Here is an 18,156-nt window from a genome sequence, read left to right as displayed (position 1 = left end):
GCTGATGGCAGTGGCTGATCGCCTGGAACCGCAGCGACCTGATGCTGACATGGCCTGGGAAGCCTTTATGCGCCGCGACCGCAGCTTTGACGGACGGTTTGTTGGCGCAGTGCGCACGACCGGGATCTACTGCAAGCCTAGCTGTCCGGTGCGCCATCCCAAACGCGAGAATGTCGAGTTTTTCTTTGAAGCAGCGGAGGCCCGTACAGCCGGGTTTCGCGCATGTATGCGGTGTCGCCCGGACGATTTGAGTCGGGACAGGGAGGCTGTGGTGCAGGCGATATGCCTGATCGAACGGGCCGGTGGAACCATAAGATTGGACAAGCTGGCGGCTGAGGTCGGTTATGCACCTCACCATTTCCACCGGCTGTTCAAGCGGGACACGGGTCTTACGCCTGCGCAGTTTGGGCGGTCGCTGAAATCGCGTCTCGCCGAAGGGTCGCTGCGGTCCGGGACATCCGTGACCGACGCGATTTACGGTGCGGGTTTCTCTGCGCCGTCACGGTTCTACGATACAATGGAAGGAAGGTTGGGCATGAGTCCAAGCGCATGGAAAAATGGAGGCAAAGACGTCGCAATACATTGGGCGGTGGTAGATACCTATCTGGGAAAAATGCTGGTTGCCGCGACCGAGAAAGGCGTATGCCGTCTGTCCTTTAACGAGAGTGAAAGCGATCTTGCGGAGCGGTTCCCGAGCGCTGACTTGATACAGGGTGGGGACGATTTTTCTGCTCTGCTCTCCGACGTGATCGCGGCGGTCGAGACGCCCGGCGATGCACGGCACATCCCGCTCGATGTGCAAGGCACTGCGTTTCAAGAGGCGGTGTGGCAGGAGCTTCGTAAAATTCCACCTGGCGAAACACGTTCTTATGCCGAAATCGCCGCTGCGGCTGGCAATCCGAAGGCTGTGCGAGCCACTGGTTCCGCGAATGGCGCGAACACGGTCGCGGTACTGATCCCGTGCCACCGCGTGGTGCGCTCGGACGGATCGCTCGGCGGATATGCTTATGGAACCAACATCAAAGAAGAATTGCTCAAAAGGGAAGCCAAACAATGACAGCTATCGAAAGTTTCAAAAACCTGCACATACCCGGCGATCCGCTTCTCCTGTTCAACATATGGGATGCGGGCAGTGCCAAGGCTGTTGCTGATGCCGGTGCAAAAGCCATTGCGACCGGCAGCTATGGTGTAGCCCAGGCGCAGGGGTTTGCCGACGGTGAGGGCTTTCCCTTATCCGCAGTGCTTTCCAATCTTGAGCGGATTGCGAGCGTGACCGATCTACCGATTTCGATCGATATGGAATCGGGTTACGGATCATCGCCCGAACAGGTGACTGAGTCCGTGAGGGCGGCGATGAAAGCCGGTGCAGCGGGGATCAATCTGGAAGATCGTATGCCCGGCCTTGATGCGCTGACTCCGATCGAGGATCAGACCGCACGGATCGCCGCCGCAGCCAAGACCGGGCTGTTCGTCAATGCTCGCTGCGATGTCTTTCGCGGGCAGCCAGCCGAAACCCACGGACCCGAATTGAATGAGCAAGTAGCTGAGCGCGCACGGGCTTATGCCGATGCGGGCGCTGGCGGCCTATTTGTGCCGTTCACAACGAACCGCGCCTGCATCGCGGCGATCTGCGAAGCATCCCCGATTCCGGTGAACATTATTTGGACTCCAGCTTCTGAGGGCGGTTTCTCAAATCCATCGGAACTGGCAGAACTCGGTGTGGCCCGTATCAGCCATGGCCACCGGCCTTGGGCAGCGGCGATGGCTTGGTTGTCAGGCGAGGCAAAATCTGTGTTTGCGGGCAGCACCCCGTCATATGATACAGTTTAGAAAAATGGCTGCAAGCGTAGCGTTTTGGGAATGGCATCCCGCTGATGGATTGACTTGAGCGCGCAATTCGGCTCCCTCGCGCAGCATATTTGAGGGAAATGTATGTCTAACGTTCAAACTGCATCTGCCGACACGCCGCTCTGGAAAACGGTGCTCGATTTTCCGTTGGTCACTATGGTCGTCGCGGGCGCGCTGTTTCTGCTCGCATCGGTCGGGACAGACTACCTGTTCTGGAAGTCTGAGCTGAGCTTTGGCGAAACCGGTGACCTTGTGGCGGGAACATTGCTGCCGGTGCTGGCAGGCGTACTTATCTACAAGCTCGTGATTGCGCGCATGGGGAAGCACAAGAAAGACGATATGCCTGCACAGGGTATGTTCGGCGATACCTTGCTGGGTCTTGGCGTCGGCGCAGCGATTTTCACGACCGTTGTCGGCATTGCTGCGGTCCTTGGTGTTTACCGCATACTCGGTCCCGGCGGTTCGACAGATCTGTTGCAAATCGTATTGCTCGCGGGTGTATCGGCCGGAGTTCTCGAAGAGATTTTGCTACGCGGTATCATCTTTCGCTGGTTGGAGGAGTTTGCCGGTAGCTTGGTCGCGCTGGTGATCAGTTCAGCGCTTTTTGGCTTTGGCCACGCTTACAATCCCAACGCGACGCTGTTCTCCTCGATAGCGATCGCGATTGAGGCGGGGATTTTGCTCGGCGGGGCGTACATGCTCACCCGCTCGCTGTGGCTTGCTATCGGCCTGCACGCAGGTTGGAATGTGACGCAGTCGTATATTTGGGGCTTGCCCGTCTCAGGCTTCGATTTCGATGGTCTGGTCGAAGGGCAGCTCTACGGCGAAGATTGGCTCTCCGGCGGTCTGTTCGGTTTGGAGGCATCGGTGATTGCGCTCGGTGTGGCGACCGCTGCGGGTATCTGGATGGTCTGGCAAGCAGCCAAGCAAGGCAATTGGGTCAAGCCAATGTGGTCGCGCAACGACGGTTAGTCGTCGTTTCTCGCCTAGCTTTTGCCAGCCGGTTTTAGCGTGTTCAAAAACGCTTCGGCACTATCGAGATAGTCCTGCCGCTTCTCTTCATCCATTCGGTCCCAATTGGAATAGATCCGCCCTATCCGGTGATTGCTTTCCAGCCGGTCGCGGTGACGGTCCATAAAATGCCAGTAGAGCGGGTTGAACGGGCATGCGCCTTCGCCGGTTTTCTTGCTTGGTGAGTAGGCGCATTCCTTGCAGTAATCGGACATTTTGTTGATGTAATTGCCGCTCGCTGCGTAGGGTTTTGTCGCCAGCTTGCCGCCATCGGCATAGAGGATCATCGCCGCGACATTGGGCAGTTCCACCCAGTCATAGGCATCGGCATAGACCACCAGATACCAATCCTGCACTTCGCGCGGATTGATCCCGGCCAGTAGTGCGAAATTACCGAGCACCATCAGCCGCTGGATATGGTGCGCATGGGCGTTTTCTTTCGTCGATCTGATGCAGTCGGCCATGCAGCGCATATCGGTTTCGCCGGTCCAATAAAAATCCGGCAGGCCGCGCTGCGCATTCAGCGCATTGGCGCTTTCCAGATCGGGCATGTGATACCAATAAAAGCCGCGCACATATTCGCGCCAGCCAATGATCTGGCGAATGAAACCCTCGACTGCATTGAGCGGGGCGGTGCTGTCGTCATAGGCCAACTGCGCCCGTTTACAGAGCTCCATCGGATCGAGCAGCCCGATATTGATCGAGGTGCTGAGCATTGAGTGGAACAGATCATCCTGGCCGTGCACCATCGCGTCTTGATAGGTGCCGAAATCTGGTAGCCGCTCGGCGAAAAACGCATCGGCTGCGTCTTCGGCTTCCTCGCGGGTCACGGGCCAGTGAAAGTTGTCCAGATCACCGAAATGGTCGCCGAACTTATCCCGAACCAGATCAATGACTTCGCGGGTGATATCGTCCGGTTCAGGTTTTGGCCGTTCCGGGGCATCCATATCTTTTTTGGGCGGTTCGCGGTTTTCTTTGTCGTAATTCCATTTGCCGCCGATGGGTTTGCCGTCTTCCATCAACAGGCCGGTTTTCTTGCGCATTTCCTGATAGAAGTTTTCCATGCGCAGCGTTTTGCGGCCCTCTGCCCAGTCGCGAAATTCGGCAATGGAACTGATGAAGCGGTCGTCGCTAAAGATTTCGACCTCGCAGTCAAATTTGTCGGGCCATTCCTCGATAGATTGCTGGACGCGCCACTCGCCTGCCTCGACCACGTGGATGGCGCGCGGTTTGTGCCGTTCGGCGGCGCGCGCGACTTCGCCAGTGAAGCTATGCGCGTTCTCATCATCGGTCAGCTTTGTGTAATCGACCGCCCATCCGGCATCGCGTAGCTCTTCTGCGAAGTGCCGCATGGCGGAGAAGATCAGCGCAATCTTCTGCTTGTGATGTTTGACGTAAGTCGCCTCGTCCCACACCTCCATCATCAAAATGATGGTATCGTCTTTGGTCCGGCCGCGCAGTGAAGCTAGGTCACGGGTTAGCTGGTCGCCTAAGATCGGGACAAGAATGGGGCAGTTATTATCGGAAGCCATGCGTCTTCAATGCATGAAGCACGCATGTGCTCCCGAGAATATCGTTCGTTATCTAGCTCTCGCTTTTTGCGGGGAAACGCTTTTGGCACTGCGTGACATAGCCATCGACATCGCCTTGCGCGAAACTGTCTTTCAGCGCCGAGTTCATCATTTCCTCGACATTGCCGGTCGCCAAAGTGACCAGCAATTCGGGGCTGGTTTCCATTTCAGATTCGAGGCGAGTCATCAGGGCGTTGACCGACGCTTTGTCGCCGCCAAATGCTTCACCTTCCCCCTCAACAACACCTGAGAGAAAGCCTGCCATTGCGGTGCAGGAAATGATTGCATCATCATCGTCTTCCGGAAGCGAAAGCGGTGCGGCGGCAAAGCGCTTATCGCAAGTGGTGACTGCGCCTTCATAGTCCTTCGTCGCAACGTCATCGGCAATTGCTTCAACCCCGTTCAGGATCGTGATAATCGCGTTCATGTCGAAGGGCTCAACTTGGCTTGCAGCGATCATCGGATATTTGATCGCGCCGACAAATTCGTCATAGGTCACATCGTCGCCTTGGCTTTTGCCATCGCGTAGAACCAGACCTTTTGCGGCGAAGCAGGTCTGCGCCGCAGCAATTGTATCTTCAGGCAGTTCAATGGGCACGCCGGGCCCGCAATTAGCCACTGCAAGGCTTGCTGCAACCAGTGCCGCTGATTGAAATTTGCGCATTGTTTATTCCCCCTTATGTTCATTCGATACCGTTGATCTCGTGGAGCGGTATTGGCCTGAACAGCATGGCAGAACCTGTTAGGTAAGGTTCGGCTCCAATCCGGGTTCACACTTCGTCCAGGCCCGCTGATAGGCCTCGCGCGCGCCGATGCGTTGTAAATACGCGACTGTATTGGGTTTGTCGCCGAGCGGTAATTGGCGCATCATCCGGCCGGTAGTGATGCAATAGACCATCATGATATCTGCCAGAGTCAATTGCGACCCGCCGAAGAATTCGGCCTCGCCTAAGCGTTTTTCGACCATGTCCCATGCTTTTGCCGTGCGATCTGCCACAAATGCAGCGGGCATTTCATTTTGCGGCTCGGCCATAGCCAGCATCAGCTGCATCATGCCGTTCGTCATGAAAGTACCATTGGTATAATGGAACCAGAACAAATGGTCGGCGAAATCTGGATGGTCTGCATCAAGGCAATGCTGCCCGCCGCCATATTTGCGGTCGATATATTCGCAGATCGCTCCGCTTTCAGCCATCACCAAGCCATCGTCCTCAATGACCGGTGCCATGCCCGCGGGGTGAAGCGCTTTCAGTTCATCGGGTGCTAGGCGATTGTCGGCGCGGCGGTCATACCGTTTGAAAGTATAGTCGAGCCCCAATTCCTCGCACAGCCACACGGCGCGTTCAGATTGCGAGATTCCAAGGTGATGTACGGTGAGCATTATGGGGTTCCTTATTGAATTATACGAAGCTGTAGGGATCGACGTCGATGCTTACCCGCACTCCGCGCGGGAAGTCGAGAGTGCCCAGCCAATTGCGGATGATATCCTGCACCTGTGCGCTACGGCGGGCATTGATCAGCAGTCGGTAGCGGTACCGTCCGCGCAGCAATGCCATTGGCGCGGGGGCGGGGCCGAGGATCATGACATCCTGAATATTGGGCCGCGTTCCGCCGATTGCTCGGGCCGCCTCTTTGGCCTCAGCTTCATCTTCGGAGGACACGATTATTGCGGCCCAGCGGCCAAAGGGCGGGGCGCCTGCACTGCGCCGCGCCTCGGTTTCCGCGGTATAGAACGCATCGCGGTCACCCGCTTCGAGAGCTGCGATAACGGGTTCGGTTGGATGGCGGGTCTGGATAAACACCTCGCCGGGCTTTGAGCCGCGTCCGGCACGGCCTGCGACTTGCGCGACTTGTTGATAGGTGCGCTCGGCAGCGCGCAGATCGCCGCCCTCCAACCCGAGATCCGCATCAATCACGCCCACGAGTGTTAGCTCCGGGAAGTGAAAACCTTTGGTTACAAGCTGCGTGCCGACAATGACATCAATCGCTTTGGCTTCTGCCTGAGCAACGAAGTCGGCGGCTTTCTCCGGCGTGTTGAGCGTGTCCGATGTGGCAACCGCAATGCGCGCTTCCGGCAATATCTCTGCAACCTCATCGGCGATGCGTTCAACACCGGGTCCGCAAGCGACCAGACATTCCGGCTCGCCGCATTCGGGGCAGGTTTCGGGTGGTTCTTCCTCATGCCCGCAATGGTGACAGGCGAGGCGGCGGCTGAAGCGGTGTTCGACCAGCCATGCACTGCAATTGTTGCATTGGAACCGGAACCCGCAATTGCGGCACAATGTCAGCGGTGCATAACCGCGGCGGTTGAGGAACAGCAGCGATTGCTCGCCTTTTTCGAGCCGGTCCTTCAGCGCTTCGACAAGTTCAGGCGCGATCCATCGCCCGCGCTCGGGTGGGTTCTCGGTCAGGTTGATGGTTGCGATGCTCGGCATGGTCGCGCCGCCGAAACGACTGGGCAGTTCGTTCCGCTCGTAAATCCCGCTCTCCGCCATTTGCAGGCTTTCCAGTGCAGGCGTGGCGCTGGCCAGGATGATCGGAAACTTCTCGAATCGCGCGCGCATTACTGCGACATCACGGGCGTTATAACGGACACCATCATCCTGTTTGAAGCTGATCTCGTGTGCTTCATCGACGACAATCAGGCCAAGATTGGCATAGGGCAGGAACAGGGCTGAGCGTGCGCCAACAACCACCTGAGCATGTCCACTGGCGATGGCGCGCCATGCGCGGCGGCGTTCGGTCGATTTGAGGCTGGAATGCCACACGATTGGGGCTGCACCAAAGCGGTCCTCGAAACGCCGCAGGAAGGCTTCGGTCAAAGCGATCTCCGGCAGCAGAACTAGCACCTGCCGGTTGTCGCGAAGCGCGGCGGCGACCGGCTCGAAATAGACCTCGGTTTTGCCTGATCCGGTCACGCCATCGAGCAGGAACGGCACAAACTCGCGTGCCTTTACTGCTTCGACAAAGCGGTCTGCCACTTTCTCCTGATCGGCTGACAGCTCTGGCTGATCATGATCGGCTTTCGCGCGGGGATAAGGTCGGTCAATATCGACCTCAACCGGTTCCAGCGCGCCCTGATTGACCAACCCTCGCAGAACGCCGTCGCTGACGCTGGCAAGCTCGGCCAATTCGCGGATTGTCGCTTGTTCGTTTTGCAGGGCGTCGAGCGCCACGGCGCGCTGCGGAGTCATGCGCTCCGGCTCGGTGCCTGTCAGGCGATATTCGGTCATCTTGGTGGGGCCGCGCAACGCACCGCCCGATGCAATGACCATCCGCGCAACGGCCACCAGCGATGCGCAATAATAATCCGCCGTCCATTCAATCAATCGCCGCAAATCGCCTTTCAGTGGCGGCACCGGTAGCACTTCAATGATGTTGCGCAGCTTCGATTCCGCAACGCTTTCGCCGGGCAGGCGGTCTTCTTCCCACACGATACCAATGATCTGGCGCGGACCAAGCGGAGCGACTACAACCGATCCGTATTCGACGCTCATGCCATCCGGCACCTTGTAGTCGAGCGGGCCGATAGCGGCGTTGAAAATGATAAGTCGGACGCGGTTCATGATATGCGTATCATATGGGGCTACTATGGCCTTCGCGACAAGATAAGAGGGGACTGAAATGACCGATTTGTTGGACCATCACACAGGACGGCGTGCATTTATAGTGGGCGGAGCCGCAACCGGGGCACTGGCACTAAGCGGGTGTGCGGGACTGCCGGGCTTTGGGTTTACCGATGCTATCCGGCGCCTGCTGCTTCTTTCCAGTGAGCGCGCCTTTGCGCGGCTGACCGCGGATGGCGGCTTTTGGGATCAGCAGGTCGGCCGGATCGGCCTCGCCAATATCATGGGTACGCGCGGGAATATTCTGGCGGGCATCCTTACCTCGGCGGTGTTCAAGGACCAGTTGGAAGATGCCTTTGCCGATGTCGCGATACGCGGCGCAGAACGCGCTGCCCCCTTAGTGGCGGATGCCGTGCGGATTATCGGTATTCAGGCGGCGGAACAGCTTGTGCGCGGCGGACCGACAGCCGCTACATCGTTCCTGCGCGGAGAGATGGGCACTTCGCTGGTAGAGGCGATGGTACCAGAACTGGGAGATGCGATCCGGCTGGCCAGTGATCCGGTGATTGGCCGCGCGATATCGCGCCTGAGCGGTGTCGATGTCGCGGGCGTTTCCAATCGCTTCTCGGGCGATATCAACAACGCCATCTGGAACGAGATGGGTGTTGAAGAAGCCGAAATTCGCCGCAACCCGCGTGGTACCAACGATCCGGTATTGATTGGTGTGTTCGGGACCGCTGGTCTCTGACAGTTCAGAATGAAAATTCTACTCCGAGTAGCGGCGCGTGGCCCACTCGATCAGGCGCATTATCCCTGAAGCTCTGCTGACGAAGATAGGTCAGGCTAAGCGAAAGCTGGTCGCTGATGTCATAGCTTGTGCCAATTTGTGTCCGCAGTCCGGTAATGCCGGTATCGCTACCTGGGCTGGTCCCGCGTAAGGTCCAGAACAGCTCTGCATCGGTCTTGACGCTCCACTTTCCGTTGTCACCTAACGGCAGGCTGATCCCGGCACGGGGACGAAGGCGTAACCCCATTCTGCCGCCGCGATCTTCGACAAAGCGCTGCTCCAGCCTTACGCGCGTTCGGAAAATACCGTGCTTGCCTGATAGTTGTTGCATCGTGCGCAACTCGTCGCTGCTGCCATCGTTGAAGCGTTTCTCGACGGCTCCGGCTAGAGTGAACTCGTCGGAGACTTGTTGCTTTACCCAACCGCGGAAGAAATAGGTATCAACACGGCCATCGGCGGCACTGCGGAAACGCTGTGCGGTTTCCAGCTCAATCGATGTGTCATCATCAAGATCGGTCGATATCGATGGATTTAGCCACAGTTCAAATGCATCGTCGCTTGCGACGGCAGGCGTTGTCATAGCCGCAGCACTCGCGGCGATCAGAACGGACAGATGGCGGGGTAACACCTTTGCAAACTCCGGAAATATCGGTTCAATTTAGACTATATAACTTAAGGCTTTGTCTGCGGTTCCCGTGGTCTGCGCAAACCGCGTGTGCATCGGAACCTCATGGGGTGGTTTCGGTTCAGCCTTTATGCGACTAGTTTATGCGACTAGAACGCATCGAATCATCGCCGCACCGGAGCACGCACATGAAATTCTTCGCCGACACTGCTGAAATTGCCGACATAAAGGAAATGGCCGCTACCGGTTTACTCGATGGGGTCACCACCAACCCGTCGCTGATTGCCAAGTCGGGGCGTGACTTTATGGAGGTGACGAAGGAGATTTGCGGGCTGACTGATGGCCCGGTTAGCGCCGAAGTGGTCGCGCTCGATCACGAAACGATGATGAAAGAGGCCGAAGTCCTGCGCAAAATTGCGGACAATGTCTGCATCAAGGTTCCGCTGACGATTGATGGCCTAAAAACCTGCAACGCGCTGACCATGGACGGCACGATGGTCAACGTCACCCTGTGCTTCTCCGCCAATCAGGCATTGCTCGCGGCGAAGGCCGGTGCGACGTTCATCTCGCCATTTGTTGGCCGCCATGATGACAACGGCTCGAACGGCATGGATCTGATCCGCGACATTCGCCAGATCTACGACAATTACGATTTTGAAACCGAAATTCTGGTCGCATCGGTTCGTCATGCAACGCATGTGCTGGAAAGCGCGTTGATCGGCGCGGATGTCATGACTGCGCCGCCAGCCGTGATCAAAGGTCTGTTCAAACATATACTGACCGACAAGGGCATCGAAGGCTTCCTTGCCGATTGGGAAAAGACCGGCCAGTCTATCGTATAACGCACATTGGCTGACGACACTCCTCTCGACCTGTTTAAGCAGGCGCTGACAGGCGCCAGCCGTTCGATCGCGCGCGAGCCGGAGGTGGAAGTCGCGTGGAGTGCGGATGCGCCGTCCTCTACCGGAAATAATTTCCGCGTGCCTTTGCCCGGCCGGAACCTGCCCGTCGACCAAGCGCAGGAAGCACGCGGTTTCGCGGATAGTTTCGCGCTCAAGCTGCGGCACCATAGTGAGGGGATGCATGCCCGCAACGCGCCGTCAGAGCCACTCGCGCGCGCTTGCTATGATGCAGTTGAACTGGTTCGCTATGAAGCGCTCGGTTCCAATAATTTCAGCGGTATGCGCGACAATCTTGATGCCGCGTTGATGGTCCGTATGGGTGCTGATCCTATCACCCGTGCGCAGAGCAAGGATGAGGTTCCGGTGCAGGGCGCGCTGGCGCTGATGCTGCGCGAAAAGCTGACCGGGCAGGAGATACCTGAACGCGCTGTCCCTGCGGTCGACATGGTCCGCGAGTGGATTGAGGAGAAGGTCGGAAGCGATTTTGAATCGCTCGCATTGTCGCTCGACGATCAAAAGTCTTTCCAATCGCTTACGCTCGATATGTTGCGCAATCTCGAACTTATCAAAGAGGAAACCGATAGCGGTTCCGATGATGAGGACGGCGAGGACGAAGAGGGCCAAGACGAGGAAGAACAGGACGGCGACGAGGATAGCGCTGAAGGCGATCCGCAAACCGGCGAAATGGCCGGAGAAGCTGCCGAAGGTGAAGACACTGGCGAGAGCGAGACCGAGCAATCTTCCGAAGAGGAAATGAGCGACGGCGAGATGGGCGATGAGGGCGAGGAAGGCATGATGCCTGTCCGCCCGAACCGGCCATGGACCGACATTCCCGGCGACTTTGACTACAAGCACTTCACCGACAAGTTTGATGAAGAGATCGAAGCGCCCGAGCTATGCGACACCGAAGAGCTCGACCGGCTGCGCGCTTATCTCGATAGCCAGCTGACCGGTTTGCAAAGCATCGTCACTAAGCTAGCGAACCGCCTGCAGCGCCGCTTGATGGCGCAGCAAAACCGCGCTTGGGATTTCGATCAGGAAGAGGGGCTTCTCGATGCAGCCCGCCTTGCCCGTGTGGTCACGCAGCCAGGGCATGCGCTCAGCTACAAGATCGAGCGCGATCAGGAATTCAAAGACACGGTCGTAACCCTGTTGATCGACAATTCCGGTTCAATGCGCGGCCGCCCGATTTCGATTGCTGCGATCAGCGCCGACATTATGGCGCGGACATTGGAGCGCTGCGGCGTAAAGGTCGAGATTCTCGGCTTTACCACCCGCGCATGGAAAGGCGGGCAGAGCCGCGAAGCATGGCTCGCCGATGGCAAGCCGCCGCAGCCGGGCCGGCTCAATGATCTGCGTCATATCATCTATAAAAAGGCCGACGAACCATGGCGCCGTGCCCGACGCAATCTCGGCCTGATGATGCGCGAAGGGCTGCTTAAGGAAAACATCGACGGCGAGGCGCTGATGTGGGCGCACCAACGCTTGCTCATGCGGCCAGAAGATCGCCGCATCCTGATGGTCATATCCGACGGCGCGCCGGTCGATGACTCTACTCTCAGCGTGAACACCGCAGGCTATCTCGAACAGCATTTGCGCCGCGTTATCGAATGGATCGAGAAAAGCTCACCGGTCGAACTGGCGGCGATTGGTATCGGCCACGATGTCACGCGCTATTATGACCGCGCGGTGACGATCATGGACGTCGAACAATTAGGCGGGACTATTATCGAGCAACTGGCCGGGCTGTTCGATACGAAGGGGTAAGCGATGGATTGGCTGATGATTGCAGTTGGGCTGATGTGGGCAATTGTTTCTTTAGCTACGTTTATCTGGCCAAAATATGGCATCCAAAATTCCGATCAACGACAATCGCGTTTGCGGGAAATCGACGCGGGGGCAGACGAGGCCTTCTTTGAAGAAAAGCGCGAACTCGAAAGCTATTCTGGACGGTTTCCGTCGGCGAAATTTGCCCGCGTCGTTGCCATTATCATGCTGCCGCTCAGTCTGATTATGATTTGGTCAGGCTTAAGCGTTTGACCCTGGGCGGCTAATGGATAATGATTGGCGATAGTTAAGATATAGGGACACAGCTTTGTTCTCAATTCTAATTGCGATGCTTGGTCAAGCTGCTCCGGTCGGGTCGGCTACGGAACCCATAGCAATTTCGGAAGATGAGCAGCTACCATCAGACGGCTTGGCCGCGGTGGACAGCCCTACGGACAGCGAGGTTTTGCTCCAAAGCCAAGGAGTAAAATCGAACGAGCTAGTGGCGGCGAAAGGTCACAAGATTTTCATCACCATTGAAGCTCAAATGGGCTCCAAGATCAGCCAAGCGAAAGAGTTTTTCCCGATCAAGCTGGCACAAGCGGTCGAGATTGATGGTGTCGAAGTTTTGCCAGCGGGAATTGTCGGCGAGGGGCAGGTGGTCCACGCGAAGAAGAGCGGGTTTGGGGCTTCTGCTGGTGAGTTGATTCTGGCGGCGCGCTATCTTGAGCATGAGGGGCGCCGTATTCCGCTGCGCAGTTTTCGGTTTATTGAAGAAGGCGATGAGTTGCCTTTCAAAGGGAAAGACAATTCGGGTGTCGCGATAGCAGCGACTGCCGTGCTTCTTCCGCTCGGGCTTCTTATCGGCGGCGGCAATACTACGATTGAGCCGGGAACTCTGGCGACCGCGAAATTCCGCGCTGACGAGACATTTTTCATCGCGAAGGACGTTGGACTTAAGCGCAAGGCTGACACGTCTGCTGGAGCGGTTGGCACCGAAACAGAGATGAAAAAAGCTTCAGCCAAACCGGCCGCTGGGCAGCCGGAAAACGATACAGATCAATTGGATCAAGTAAGGGGAAAGACATGAAGAAGATCTTTACGGCATTGGCAATGGCTGGATCTGCTCCGGTCGCAATGACCGCGGCAGCTCCAGCGGTGGTTGCGCAGGATAAAGCAACAGACGGCTTCGAGATTCCTACGCCGCCAGAAGGCAAGGGTCAGATCATCTTTTATCGCACCGGCGGCCTTTCTGGCGCGGCTATCGGTTGCGGTGTATTTGAAGCGGAAGGTACCGAGAAACTGAGCTCGCTGGGCAGCGGACGGTATTTCGTGCTGGTTTCAGAACCTGGCGAACGCAGCTTCAAAGCCAAGTCGATTGAATCGAAAGACATTCTGACATTGGAAGTGGAGCCTGACGAAACGCAATTTGTACGTTGCAAGATCAAAATGGGTTTCCTGAGTGGTCGCCCAAACATTTCGCCGAGCTCTGAAAAGGAGTTCCGCAAAAAGTACAAGAACGCCAAGCTGGTCGATTCGGATGATATGTCCGATGACATTCGGGCAATGAATTACGATGACACGACGGCCGAAGCGCCTTAACTACGCTGATCTCGGTTGAATGCTCCGGCGGTTATCACTTCTGATGAGATGACGCGGAGCGTTCAATGCGAAATATTGCCATAATTGTGCTTGCGACTGCGCTCGTGATTTTGGTCGCAGTATTTGGTTTTACTCGCTTCGGCGGCGCTGAAACCAATGCGTTGGTTACCAACTCTTCCGACATGCCAATTTCGGAAGTGACGATCAGCGACGGTGTAAACCCGCGCTCGTTAGGAGACCTAGCACCTTTTGAGTCGGCACATTTTCAGGGCAGGCTTGAGGGTGATGGGAAGGCGGTCATATCTTGGCAGTCCGATGGCAAACAATATGAAGGCGCAGGGTGCGATAAGTCGGTAATGGAAGCCGAGCTCGAGATTAGCGGACCGTCGCTGACTATTATCGCTTGCCGCTAAGAGGGTAGAAAATGAACGTAACCGAAGCCGTCCAATCCCGCCGATCCGTCCGCGCTTTTTTGGATGAACCGGTCGATCGCGCGGTTCTCGAGCGTGTTCTTACCACTGCGCAGCGCTCGCCATCTGGCGGGAACACACAGCCCTGGAATGCTCAGATTATTACCGGCGAGCCGATGCAGGCACTGTTCCAATCGGTGTCCGATGTGCTGGGGCGGGGCAAGGATGCTTGGTCGCCGGAATATGACATCTATCCCAAAGACCTCGACGGAGCATATGAAGAACGCCGCCGCGGTGTGGGTGAAGATCTCTACACCGCGCTTGATATTGCGCGCGACAACAAAGCCGGCCGCCTGATGTGGTTTGCCAATAATTTCAGGGCGTTCGGCGCGCCTGTTATGATGCTCATTCACACGCCCAAATATATGGGACCGCCGCAATGGTCGGATATCGGCATGTGGCTGCAAACGATCATGCTGCTGCTGCGCGAAGAGGGGTTGGATAGCTGCGCGCAGGAGGCTTGGGCGATGTATTCCAAACAAATTCGCGCTGCTGTGCCGATCCCGGATGATCATATTTTCTTCTGCGGTATGGGCATCGGATACCGCGATCCGGACGCACCGGTTAACCAGTTTGATGTCGCGCGTGCTGAACTTGGTGAAGCGATCAGTTGGCACGGCTTTAACTAGGACTGCCAGAGGCCAGCCCAGATACCGACCGTCGCCGCTTTATCGAAGCGTTTTTACAAACCTGGAAACTGTCCAAAATCTCCTAGGTGCGACTCGTAGCGACGCGTAGGCTGCTCGCAACAAAACAAAAAATGGTGTCGCGCTAATGATTGCTGACGGTCCCCGTCGGCGAACCTGTCCTTGGGGAGGGACTTGCCCGTGAGTCGACGAAACAGCAGATTTGCAGCGCTCGCGCTGGCCACGTCGGGTGTCTCTTTGGGCGTCTTGTGGTCACCCGTTACCTATGCACAAACCGGACCAATTCAGCCTGTTCTGCTGCGGGATAGTTTCCCGATCGGTGATGCCAGCGGCATACTATGCCAAGTGCAGGATCGCAGCGTCGAGAACCCAGCCAAAATGTCTATGTTTGACCGGGCCTGGGCAGTCGTTTGTCGTGATAGCGCGCAGCCTGTTGGTGAGGTCTATTCATTCCGCACCCCGGTTGCCGATGACCCGTATGAAACAACCGCGCAGCAGCGTCGGACGGATGTGGATTGCGCTGGTTCGGAAGTTCGCAGAAGCAATGAACTACCCGGTCTGGAAATCCGCACTTGCAAAGTCAGCGGGACACAGCTCGGCTGGTCGATCTTTAGCGCCGAAACAGGCAATGCTCGGCTGATCGCAGAAGGTTTTACTGCCTATGACGATGCGACATTGCTCGCGTTGCGCTCGGTGGTGAACAACCGGATCGCCGCTGGAACAATCGATGCAGCATCGACTTCGGTTGCGGACCCTCTCTCATTTGCGCGCGTTCAGGCAGAAACACTGAAACCCGAACAGGCGCTGGCGGAGGGGTATCGCCGCAATCTGGGCGGCGAGTATGCAGAGGCTTCTGCCTATTTCGAAACATTGCAGCAGCGCCTCGCCGCGCAAGCCCAGCCTGAGGATGAGGACCCGATCAATCCGGGTGAGTTCTTCGTCAATCGGGCCTTGCAGAAGAGCAATCTGGGTGAGTTTGGCGAAGCGAACCGCTTGTTCGAGCAGGCGGAGCCGCTCACCGCAGGCGATCCAGTTGCAGGCCGGTTGCAGCGCAATTTCGAAGCGATCCATTTGCTCAATCAGGGCTTTTACCCTGAAGCTATCGAGCGGCTTGAACGTCGGCTCGATGCCGCAACTTTGGGCGCGGCGGAAACGGATGACAAACTGTCGATCACGTTGGCGCTTTCAACCCGAATCAATCAGACGAATGAGGCTGATGGCCTGCTAGGTGTTGTCGACGAGCTCAAGCTGACACGGCAGGAACGGTCCGAGATTATCGACGCGCAGGCGCTGCAATTGCGCGGCACCGCGTTACGGGTGGAAGGACGGCTCGACGATGCGCGTGGATCGCTAATTGAGGCTTACGGCCGGGCAATTGCGGTCCGCGACGGGCGAGTGATATCTATTACCCGATTGCGTGCGCAAGTGCTTGGCGAATTGGCAATTATTGCTGAACGGCAGGGACAAGCGGGCGATGCGGAGACGTATCTGCGAAACGGTTTGGCAATCCTCGAAGTGCAGTACCCTGAACGCCGCGCAGTCAGCGGTGCACAGGCGCGGCTCGCATCATTCCTTCTGCGGCAGGGTCGTCAGGACGAGGCTGTTACGCTTTATCGCGGCGTAATTGATCGGGCAGCTGGCAAGCGCAATGCGGTTACGGGTTTTGCGAACCAGCTGAATCCCTATTACCGACTTTTGGCAAGTCAGGTCGACGGCAGCGATCGCGCCGCGCAGGACTTTTTCAAAGCATCGCAAGTGCTGATCCGCCCCGGTGTTGCCGAAACGCAGGCAATCCTCGCGCGTGAACTGAGCGCTAATTCGACAGAGGGTGCACGGCTGTTCCGCCAAGCGATTGATTTGGGACGCGATATTGAGCGCCTGCGGAGACGCTATGAGTCGCTCAGCGGGGTCGATCAGACACCCAGCATTGCACAGGAGCGTTCCGAACTGGCCGCTCAGATCGAGCGGTTCGAGCAGGATCAATTGATCACGCAGGCGCAATTGAGCGTCTATCCGCAATATCGCGTGGTCGCACCGCGTACGATCAATCTGGACGAGTTCCGGCAGTCGCTCAATCCGGGAGAGGCCTATGCGCGTCTGGCATTGGTCGGCGGTGATGTGTTTATGTTCTATACGGACAGCAGTACTGCGCGTGCCTATCGCGTCGATCTCAGCGAAGAGGATCTCGATTTTCACGTCGATATGCTTCGGGCATCGATCTCGCTGCTAGAGGCCGGTCGCTATGTAACCTACCCTTACGAAGTCGGCATGGCGCGCGAATTGTACAGGGCGCTGTTTGACCCGATTGCTGCAGAACTCGCTTCCGTCGATCACTTGATATTCGAGCCTGATGGCGCGCTGCTGCGGCTGCCAATTGATATTCTCGTCGCTGATGATGAGTCGGTCGCGCGATATCAGGAGCGGACTGTTCTACCGGGCGGAGACGTGTTCGATTTCACCGGGATCAATTGGCTCGGCCGCGAACGGCGAGTAAGCACCGCGGTTTCGGCGCAAAGTTTCGTCGATGCGCGCAAGGTTGGAAGGTCGCGCGCGTCGCAGCAATATCTTGGCCTAGGGCAGAACGTGCCGATCGGGTCATCACCGCCGCCGCAAGTGCGCGCGGTGATTGCCAATGGAAGCGATAATTGTGGCTGGAATGCCGGATTATGGAACAACCCGATTGATGATGCCGAGCTTGTGACTGCACGAAATCTGATTGGTCGGCAAAGCTCCGAATTAATCACCGGTGCCGCTTTCACCGACACGCACATCAAGAGCAAAGACAATCTGCAAGACTTCCGCGTGCTGCACTTTGCCACGCATGGACTGGTCACTCCGCCCAATCCCCGCTGTCAGGCAAAGCCAGCGCTTCTGACATCGTTTGGTGAGGGAGAGTCAGATGGCTTGCTGACTTTCGAAGAGATATTCGAATTGGATTTGGATGCTGATATCGTCATTCTTTCTGCCTGCGATACAGCAGGTGAAGCAAGCATCGAGGCGACCCGTTCTGCCGGCATTGCATCAGGTGGCGGGACCGCACTGGACGGTTTGGTCCGTTCCTTCATAGGCGCGGGCGGGCGTGCGGTAATGGCCAGCCATTGGCCTGCGCCTGACGACTTCCAAGCTACCGAACGCTTGATGAGCGAAATGTTCCGCCTTGGCCGGACCGAAAGTATCGGCGGAGCGCTGCGCGGGTCGCAGCGAGCGCTGATGGATAACCCCGACACATCGCACCCCTATTACTGGGGCGGTTTTGCAATCATCGGTGATGCGGAGCGTCCGCTTTTGTCAGATCGTACCGCTGTTGCAGCGGTTCCTGAAGGCAGCAAAACCATGGCGGTAATCGGCCAGTGATCAGCA

17 protein-coding genes are annotated in these 18,156 nt (G+C 57.2%); 12 read left to right on the top strand and 5 right to left on the bottom strand.

The window, feature by feature from the left end:
• Nucleotides 1–4: 4 nt before the first annotated feature.
• From ada to GRI35_RS11955, 3 genes are all read left to right on the top strand, one after another.
• Complete coding sequence (ada, locus tag GRI35_RS11965; RefSeq protein ID WP_160614370.1) at nucleotides 5–1,057, top strand: bifunctional DNA-binding transcriptional regulator/O6-methylguanine-DNA methyltransferase Ada; 1,053 nt, start codon at nucleotides 5–7, stop codon at nucleotides 1,055–1,057.
• Nucleotides 1,054–1,830, top strand: a complete 777-nt coding sequence (locus tag GRI35_RS11960) for an isocitrate lyase/PEP mutase family protein (RefSeq protein ID WP_160614369.1) — start codon at nucleotides 1,054–1,056, stop codon at nucleotides 1,828–1,830. Before ada ends, GRI35_RS11960 begins: the two co-directional genes overlap by 4 nt.
• A 102-nt stretch (nucleotides 1,831–1,932) precedes the next feature.
• Complete coding sequence (locus GRI35_RS11955; protein WP_160614368.1) at nucleotides 1,933–2,820, top strand: CPBP family intramembrane glutamic endopeptidase; 888 nt, start codon at nucleotides 1,933–1,935, stop codon at nucleotides 2,818–2,820.
• Nucleotides 2,821–2,834: 14 nt separating this feature from the next.
• Here GRI35_RS11955 and GRI35_RS11950 read toward each other — a convergent pair whose 3' ends face one another.
• The 4 genes from GRI35_RS11950 to GRI35_RS11935 all read right to left on the bottom strand — a co-directional run bounded on the left by GRI35_RS11950 (nucleotide 2,835) and on the right by GRI35_RS11935 (nucleotide 7,996).
• Entirely contained in the window at nucleotides 2,835–4,391 is a 1,557-nt protein-coding gene (locus tag GRI35_RS11950) for a cryptochrome/photolyase family protein (RefSeq protein ID WP_160614367.1), read from the bottom strand.
• A 52-nt stretch (nucleotides 4,392–4,443) separates the two neighbouring features.
• The gene (locus GRI35_RS11945) at nucleotides 4,444–5,094 is read right to left on the bottom strand and encodes a hypothetical protein (RefSeq protein WP_160614366.1); all 651 of its coding nucleotides are present in this window, start codon (nucleotides 5,092–5,094) and stop codon (nucleotides 4,444–4,446) included.
• Nucleotides 5,095–5,172: 78 nt separating this feature from the next.
• Nucleotides 5,173–5,811 carry a glutathione S-transferase family protein gene (locus GRI35_RS11940; protein WP_160614365.1) on the bottom strand — a complete coding sequence of 213 codons (639 nt, stop codon included), beginning with the start codon at nucleotides 5,809–5,811 and terminating at the stop codon, nucleotides 5,173–5,175.
• Nucleotides 5,812–5,830: 19 nt separating this feature from the next.
• Nucleotides 5,831–7,996, bottom strand: coding sequence for a primosomal protein N' (locus GRI35_RS11935; protein ID WP_160614364.1), 2,166 nt, complete (start codon nucleotides 7,994–7,996; stop codon nucleotides 5,831–5,833).
• A gap of 58 nt (nucleotides 7,997–8,054) precedes the next feature.
• On the opposite strand from GRI35_RS11935, the gene GRI35_RS11930 reads away from it, so the two are divergent.
• A complete protein-coding gene (locus tag GRI35_RS11930) occupies nucleotides 8,055–8,744 on the top strand; it encodes a DUF4197 domain-containing protein (RefSeq protein WP_160614363.1) in 690 nt (229 codons plus the stop codon).
• Nucleotides 8,745–8,748: 4 nt separating this feature from the next.
• Here the strand turns inward: GRI35_RS11930 and GRI35_RS11925 are convergent, their stop codons facing one another.
• On the bottom strand, nucleotides 8,749–9,363 hold the full coding sequence (locus GRI35_RS11925) for a DUF2490 domain-containing protein (RefSeq protein WP_160614362.1): 615 nt from the start codon (nucleotides 9,361–9,363) through the stop codon (nucleotides 8,749–8,751).
• Nucleotides 9,364–9,596: 233 nt separating this feature from the next.
• Between GRI35_RS11925 and fsa the strand changes: the two genes are divergently transcribed.
• The 8 genes from fsa (at nucleotide 9,597) to GRI35_RS14005 (ending at nucleotide 18,150) form a co-directional block, all read left to right on the top strand.
• Nucleotides 9,597–10,250 (top strand): fructose-6-phosphate aldolase, encoded by a 654-nt coding sequence (gene fsa, locus GRI35_RS11920; protein WP_160614361.1) that lies wholly within the window; start codon nucleotides 9,597–9,599, stop codon nucleotides 10,248–10,250.
• 6 nt (nucleotides 10,251–10,256) lie between these two features.
• Nucleotides 10,257–12,077 (top strand): cobaltochelatase subunit CobT, encoded by a 1,821-nt coding sequence (gene cobT / locus GRI35_RS11915; protein WP_160614360.1) that lies wholly within the window; start codon nucleotides 10,257–10,259, stop codon nucleotides 12,075–12,077.
• A gap of 3 nt (nucleotides 12,078–12,080) precedes the next feature.
• Nucleotides 12,081–12,350: a hypothetical protein gene (locus tag GRI35_RS11910; RefSeq protein ID WP_160614359.1), complete on the top strand. Its 270-nt coding sequence runs from the start codon at nucleotides 12,081–12,083 to the stop codon at nucleotides 12,348–12,350.
• Nucleotides 12,351–12,405: 55 nt separating this feature from the next.
• On the top strand, nucleotides 12,406–13,167 hold the full coding sequence (locus GRI35_RS11905) for a hypothetical protein (protein WP_160614358.1): 762 nt from the start codon (nucleotides 12,406–12,408) through the stop codon (nucleotides 13,165–13,167).
• On the top strand, nucleotides 13,164–13,679 hold the full coding sequence (locus tag GRI35_RS11900; RefSeq protein ID WP_160614357.1) for a hypothetical protein: 516 nt from the start codon (nucleotides 13,164–13,166) through the stop codon (nucleotides 13,677–13,679). The genes GRI35_RS11905 and GRI35_RS11900 overlap by 4 nt, the downstream gene beginning before the upstream one ends.
• Before the next feature lie 65 nt (nucleotides 13,680–13,744).
• Nucleotides 13,745–14,092: a hypothetical protein gene (locus GRI35_RS11895; RefSeq protein WP_160614356.1), complete on the top strand. Its 348-nt coding sequence runs from the start codon at nucleotides 13,745–13,747 to the stop codon at nucleotides 14,090–14,092.
• Between the two features lie 11 nt (nucleotides 14,093–14,103).
• Nucleotides 14,104–14,778: a nitroreductase gene (locus tag GRI35_RS11890; RefSeq protein ID WP_160614355.1), complete on the top strand. Its 675-nt coding sequence runs from the start codon at nucleotides 14,104–14,106 to the stop codon at nucleotides 14,776–14,778.
• Nucleotides 14,779–14,976: 198 nt separating this feature from the next.
• Nucleotides 14,977–18,150, top strand: coding sequence for a CHAT domain-containing protein (locus tag GRI35_RS14005; protein ID WP_160614354.1), 3,174 nt, complete (start codon nucleotides 14,977–14,979; stop codon nucleotides 18,148–18,150).
• Nucleotides 18,151–18,156: the final 6 nt, after the last annotated feature.

This window comes from Pontixanthobacter aestiaquae, assembly GCF_009827455.1.
GTDB lineage: Bacteria > Pseudomonadota > Alphaproteobacteria > Sphingomonadales > Sphingomonadaceae > Pontixanthobacter > Pontixanthobacter aestiaquae.
This window is presented reverse-complemented; position numbering and strand designations above follow the sequence as displayed.

Coding starts and splice junctions, on each gene's coding strand:
- ada (WP_160614370.1), top strand. CDS start 5: ATGGCAGTGGCTGATCGCCTGGAACCGCAGCGACCTGATGCTGACATG.
- GRI35_RS11960 (WP_160614369.1), top strand. CDS start 1,054: ATGACAGCTATCGAAAGTTTCAAAAACCTGCACATACCCGGCGATCCG.
- GRI35_RS11955 (WP_160614368.1), top strand. CDS start 1,933: ATGTCTAACGTTCAAACTGCATCTGCCGACACGCCGCTCTGGAAAACG.
- GRI35_RS11950 (WP_160614367.1), bottom strand. CDS start 4,391: ATGGCTTCCGATAATAACTGCCCCATTCTTGTCCCGATCTTAGGCGAC.
- GRI35_RS11945 (WP_160614366.1), bottom strand. CDS start 5,094: ATGCGCAAATTTCAATCAGCGGCACTGGTTGCAGCAAGCCTTGCAGTG.
- GRI35_RS11940 (WP_160614365.1), bottom strand. CDS start 5,811: ATGCTCACCGTACATCACCTTGGAATCTCGCAATCTGAACGCGCCGTG.
- GRI35_RS11935 (WP_160614364.1), bottom strand. CDS start 7,996: ATGAACCGCGTCCGACTTATCATTTTCAACGCCGCTATCGGCCCGCTC.
- GRI35_RS11930 (WP_160614363.1), top strand. CDS start 8,055: ATGACCGATTTGTTGGACCATCACACAGGACGGCGTGCATTTATAGTG.
- GRI35_RS11925 (WP_160614362.1), bottom strand. CDS start 9,363: ATGACAACGCCTGCCGTCGCAAGCGACGATGCATTTGAACTGTGGCTA.
- fsa (WP_160614361.1), top strand. CDS start 9,597: ATGAAATTCTTCGCCGACACTGCTGAAATTGCCGACATAAAGGAAATG.
- GRI35_RS11910 (WP_160614359.1), top strand. CDS start 12,081: ATGGATTGGCTGATGATTGCAGTTGGGCTGATGTGGGCAATTGTTTCT.
- GRI35_RS11900 (WP_160614357.1), top strand. CDS start 13,164: ATGAAGAAGATCTTTACGGCATTGGCAATGGCTGGATCTGCTCCGGTC.
- GRI35_RS11895 (WP_160614356.1), top strand. CDS start 13,745: ATGCGAAATATTGCCATAATTGTGCTTGCGACTGCGCTCGTGATTTTG.
- GRI35_RS11890 (WP_160614355.1), top strand. CDS start 14,104: ATGAACGTAACCGAAGCCGTCCAATCCCGCCGATCCGTCCGCGCTTTT.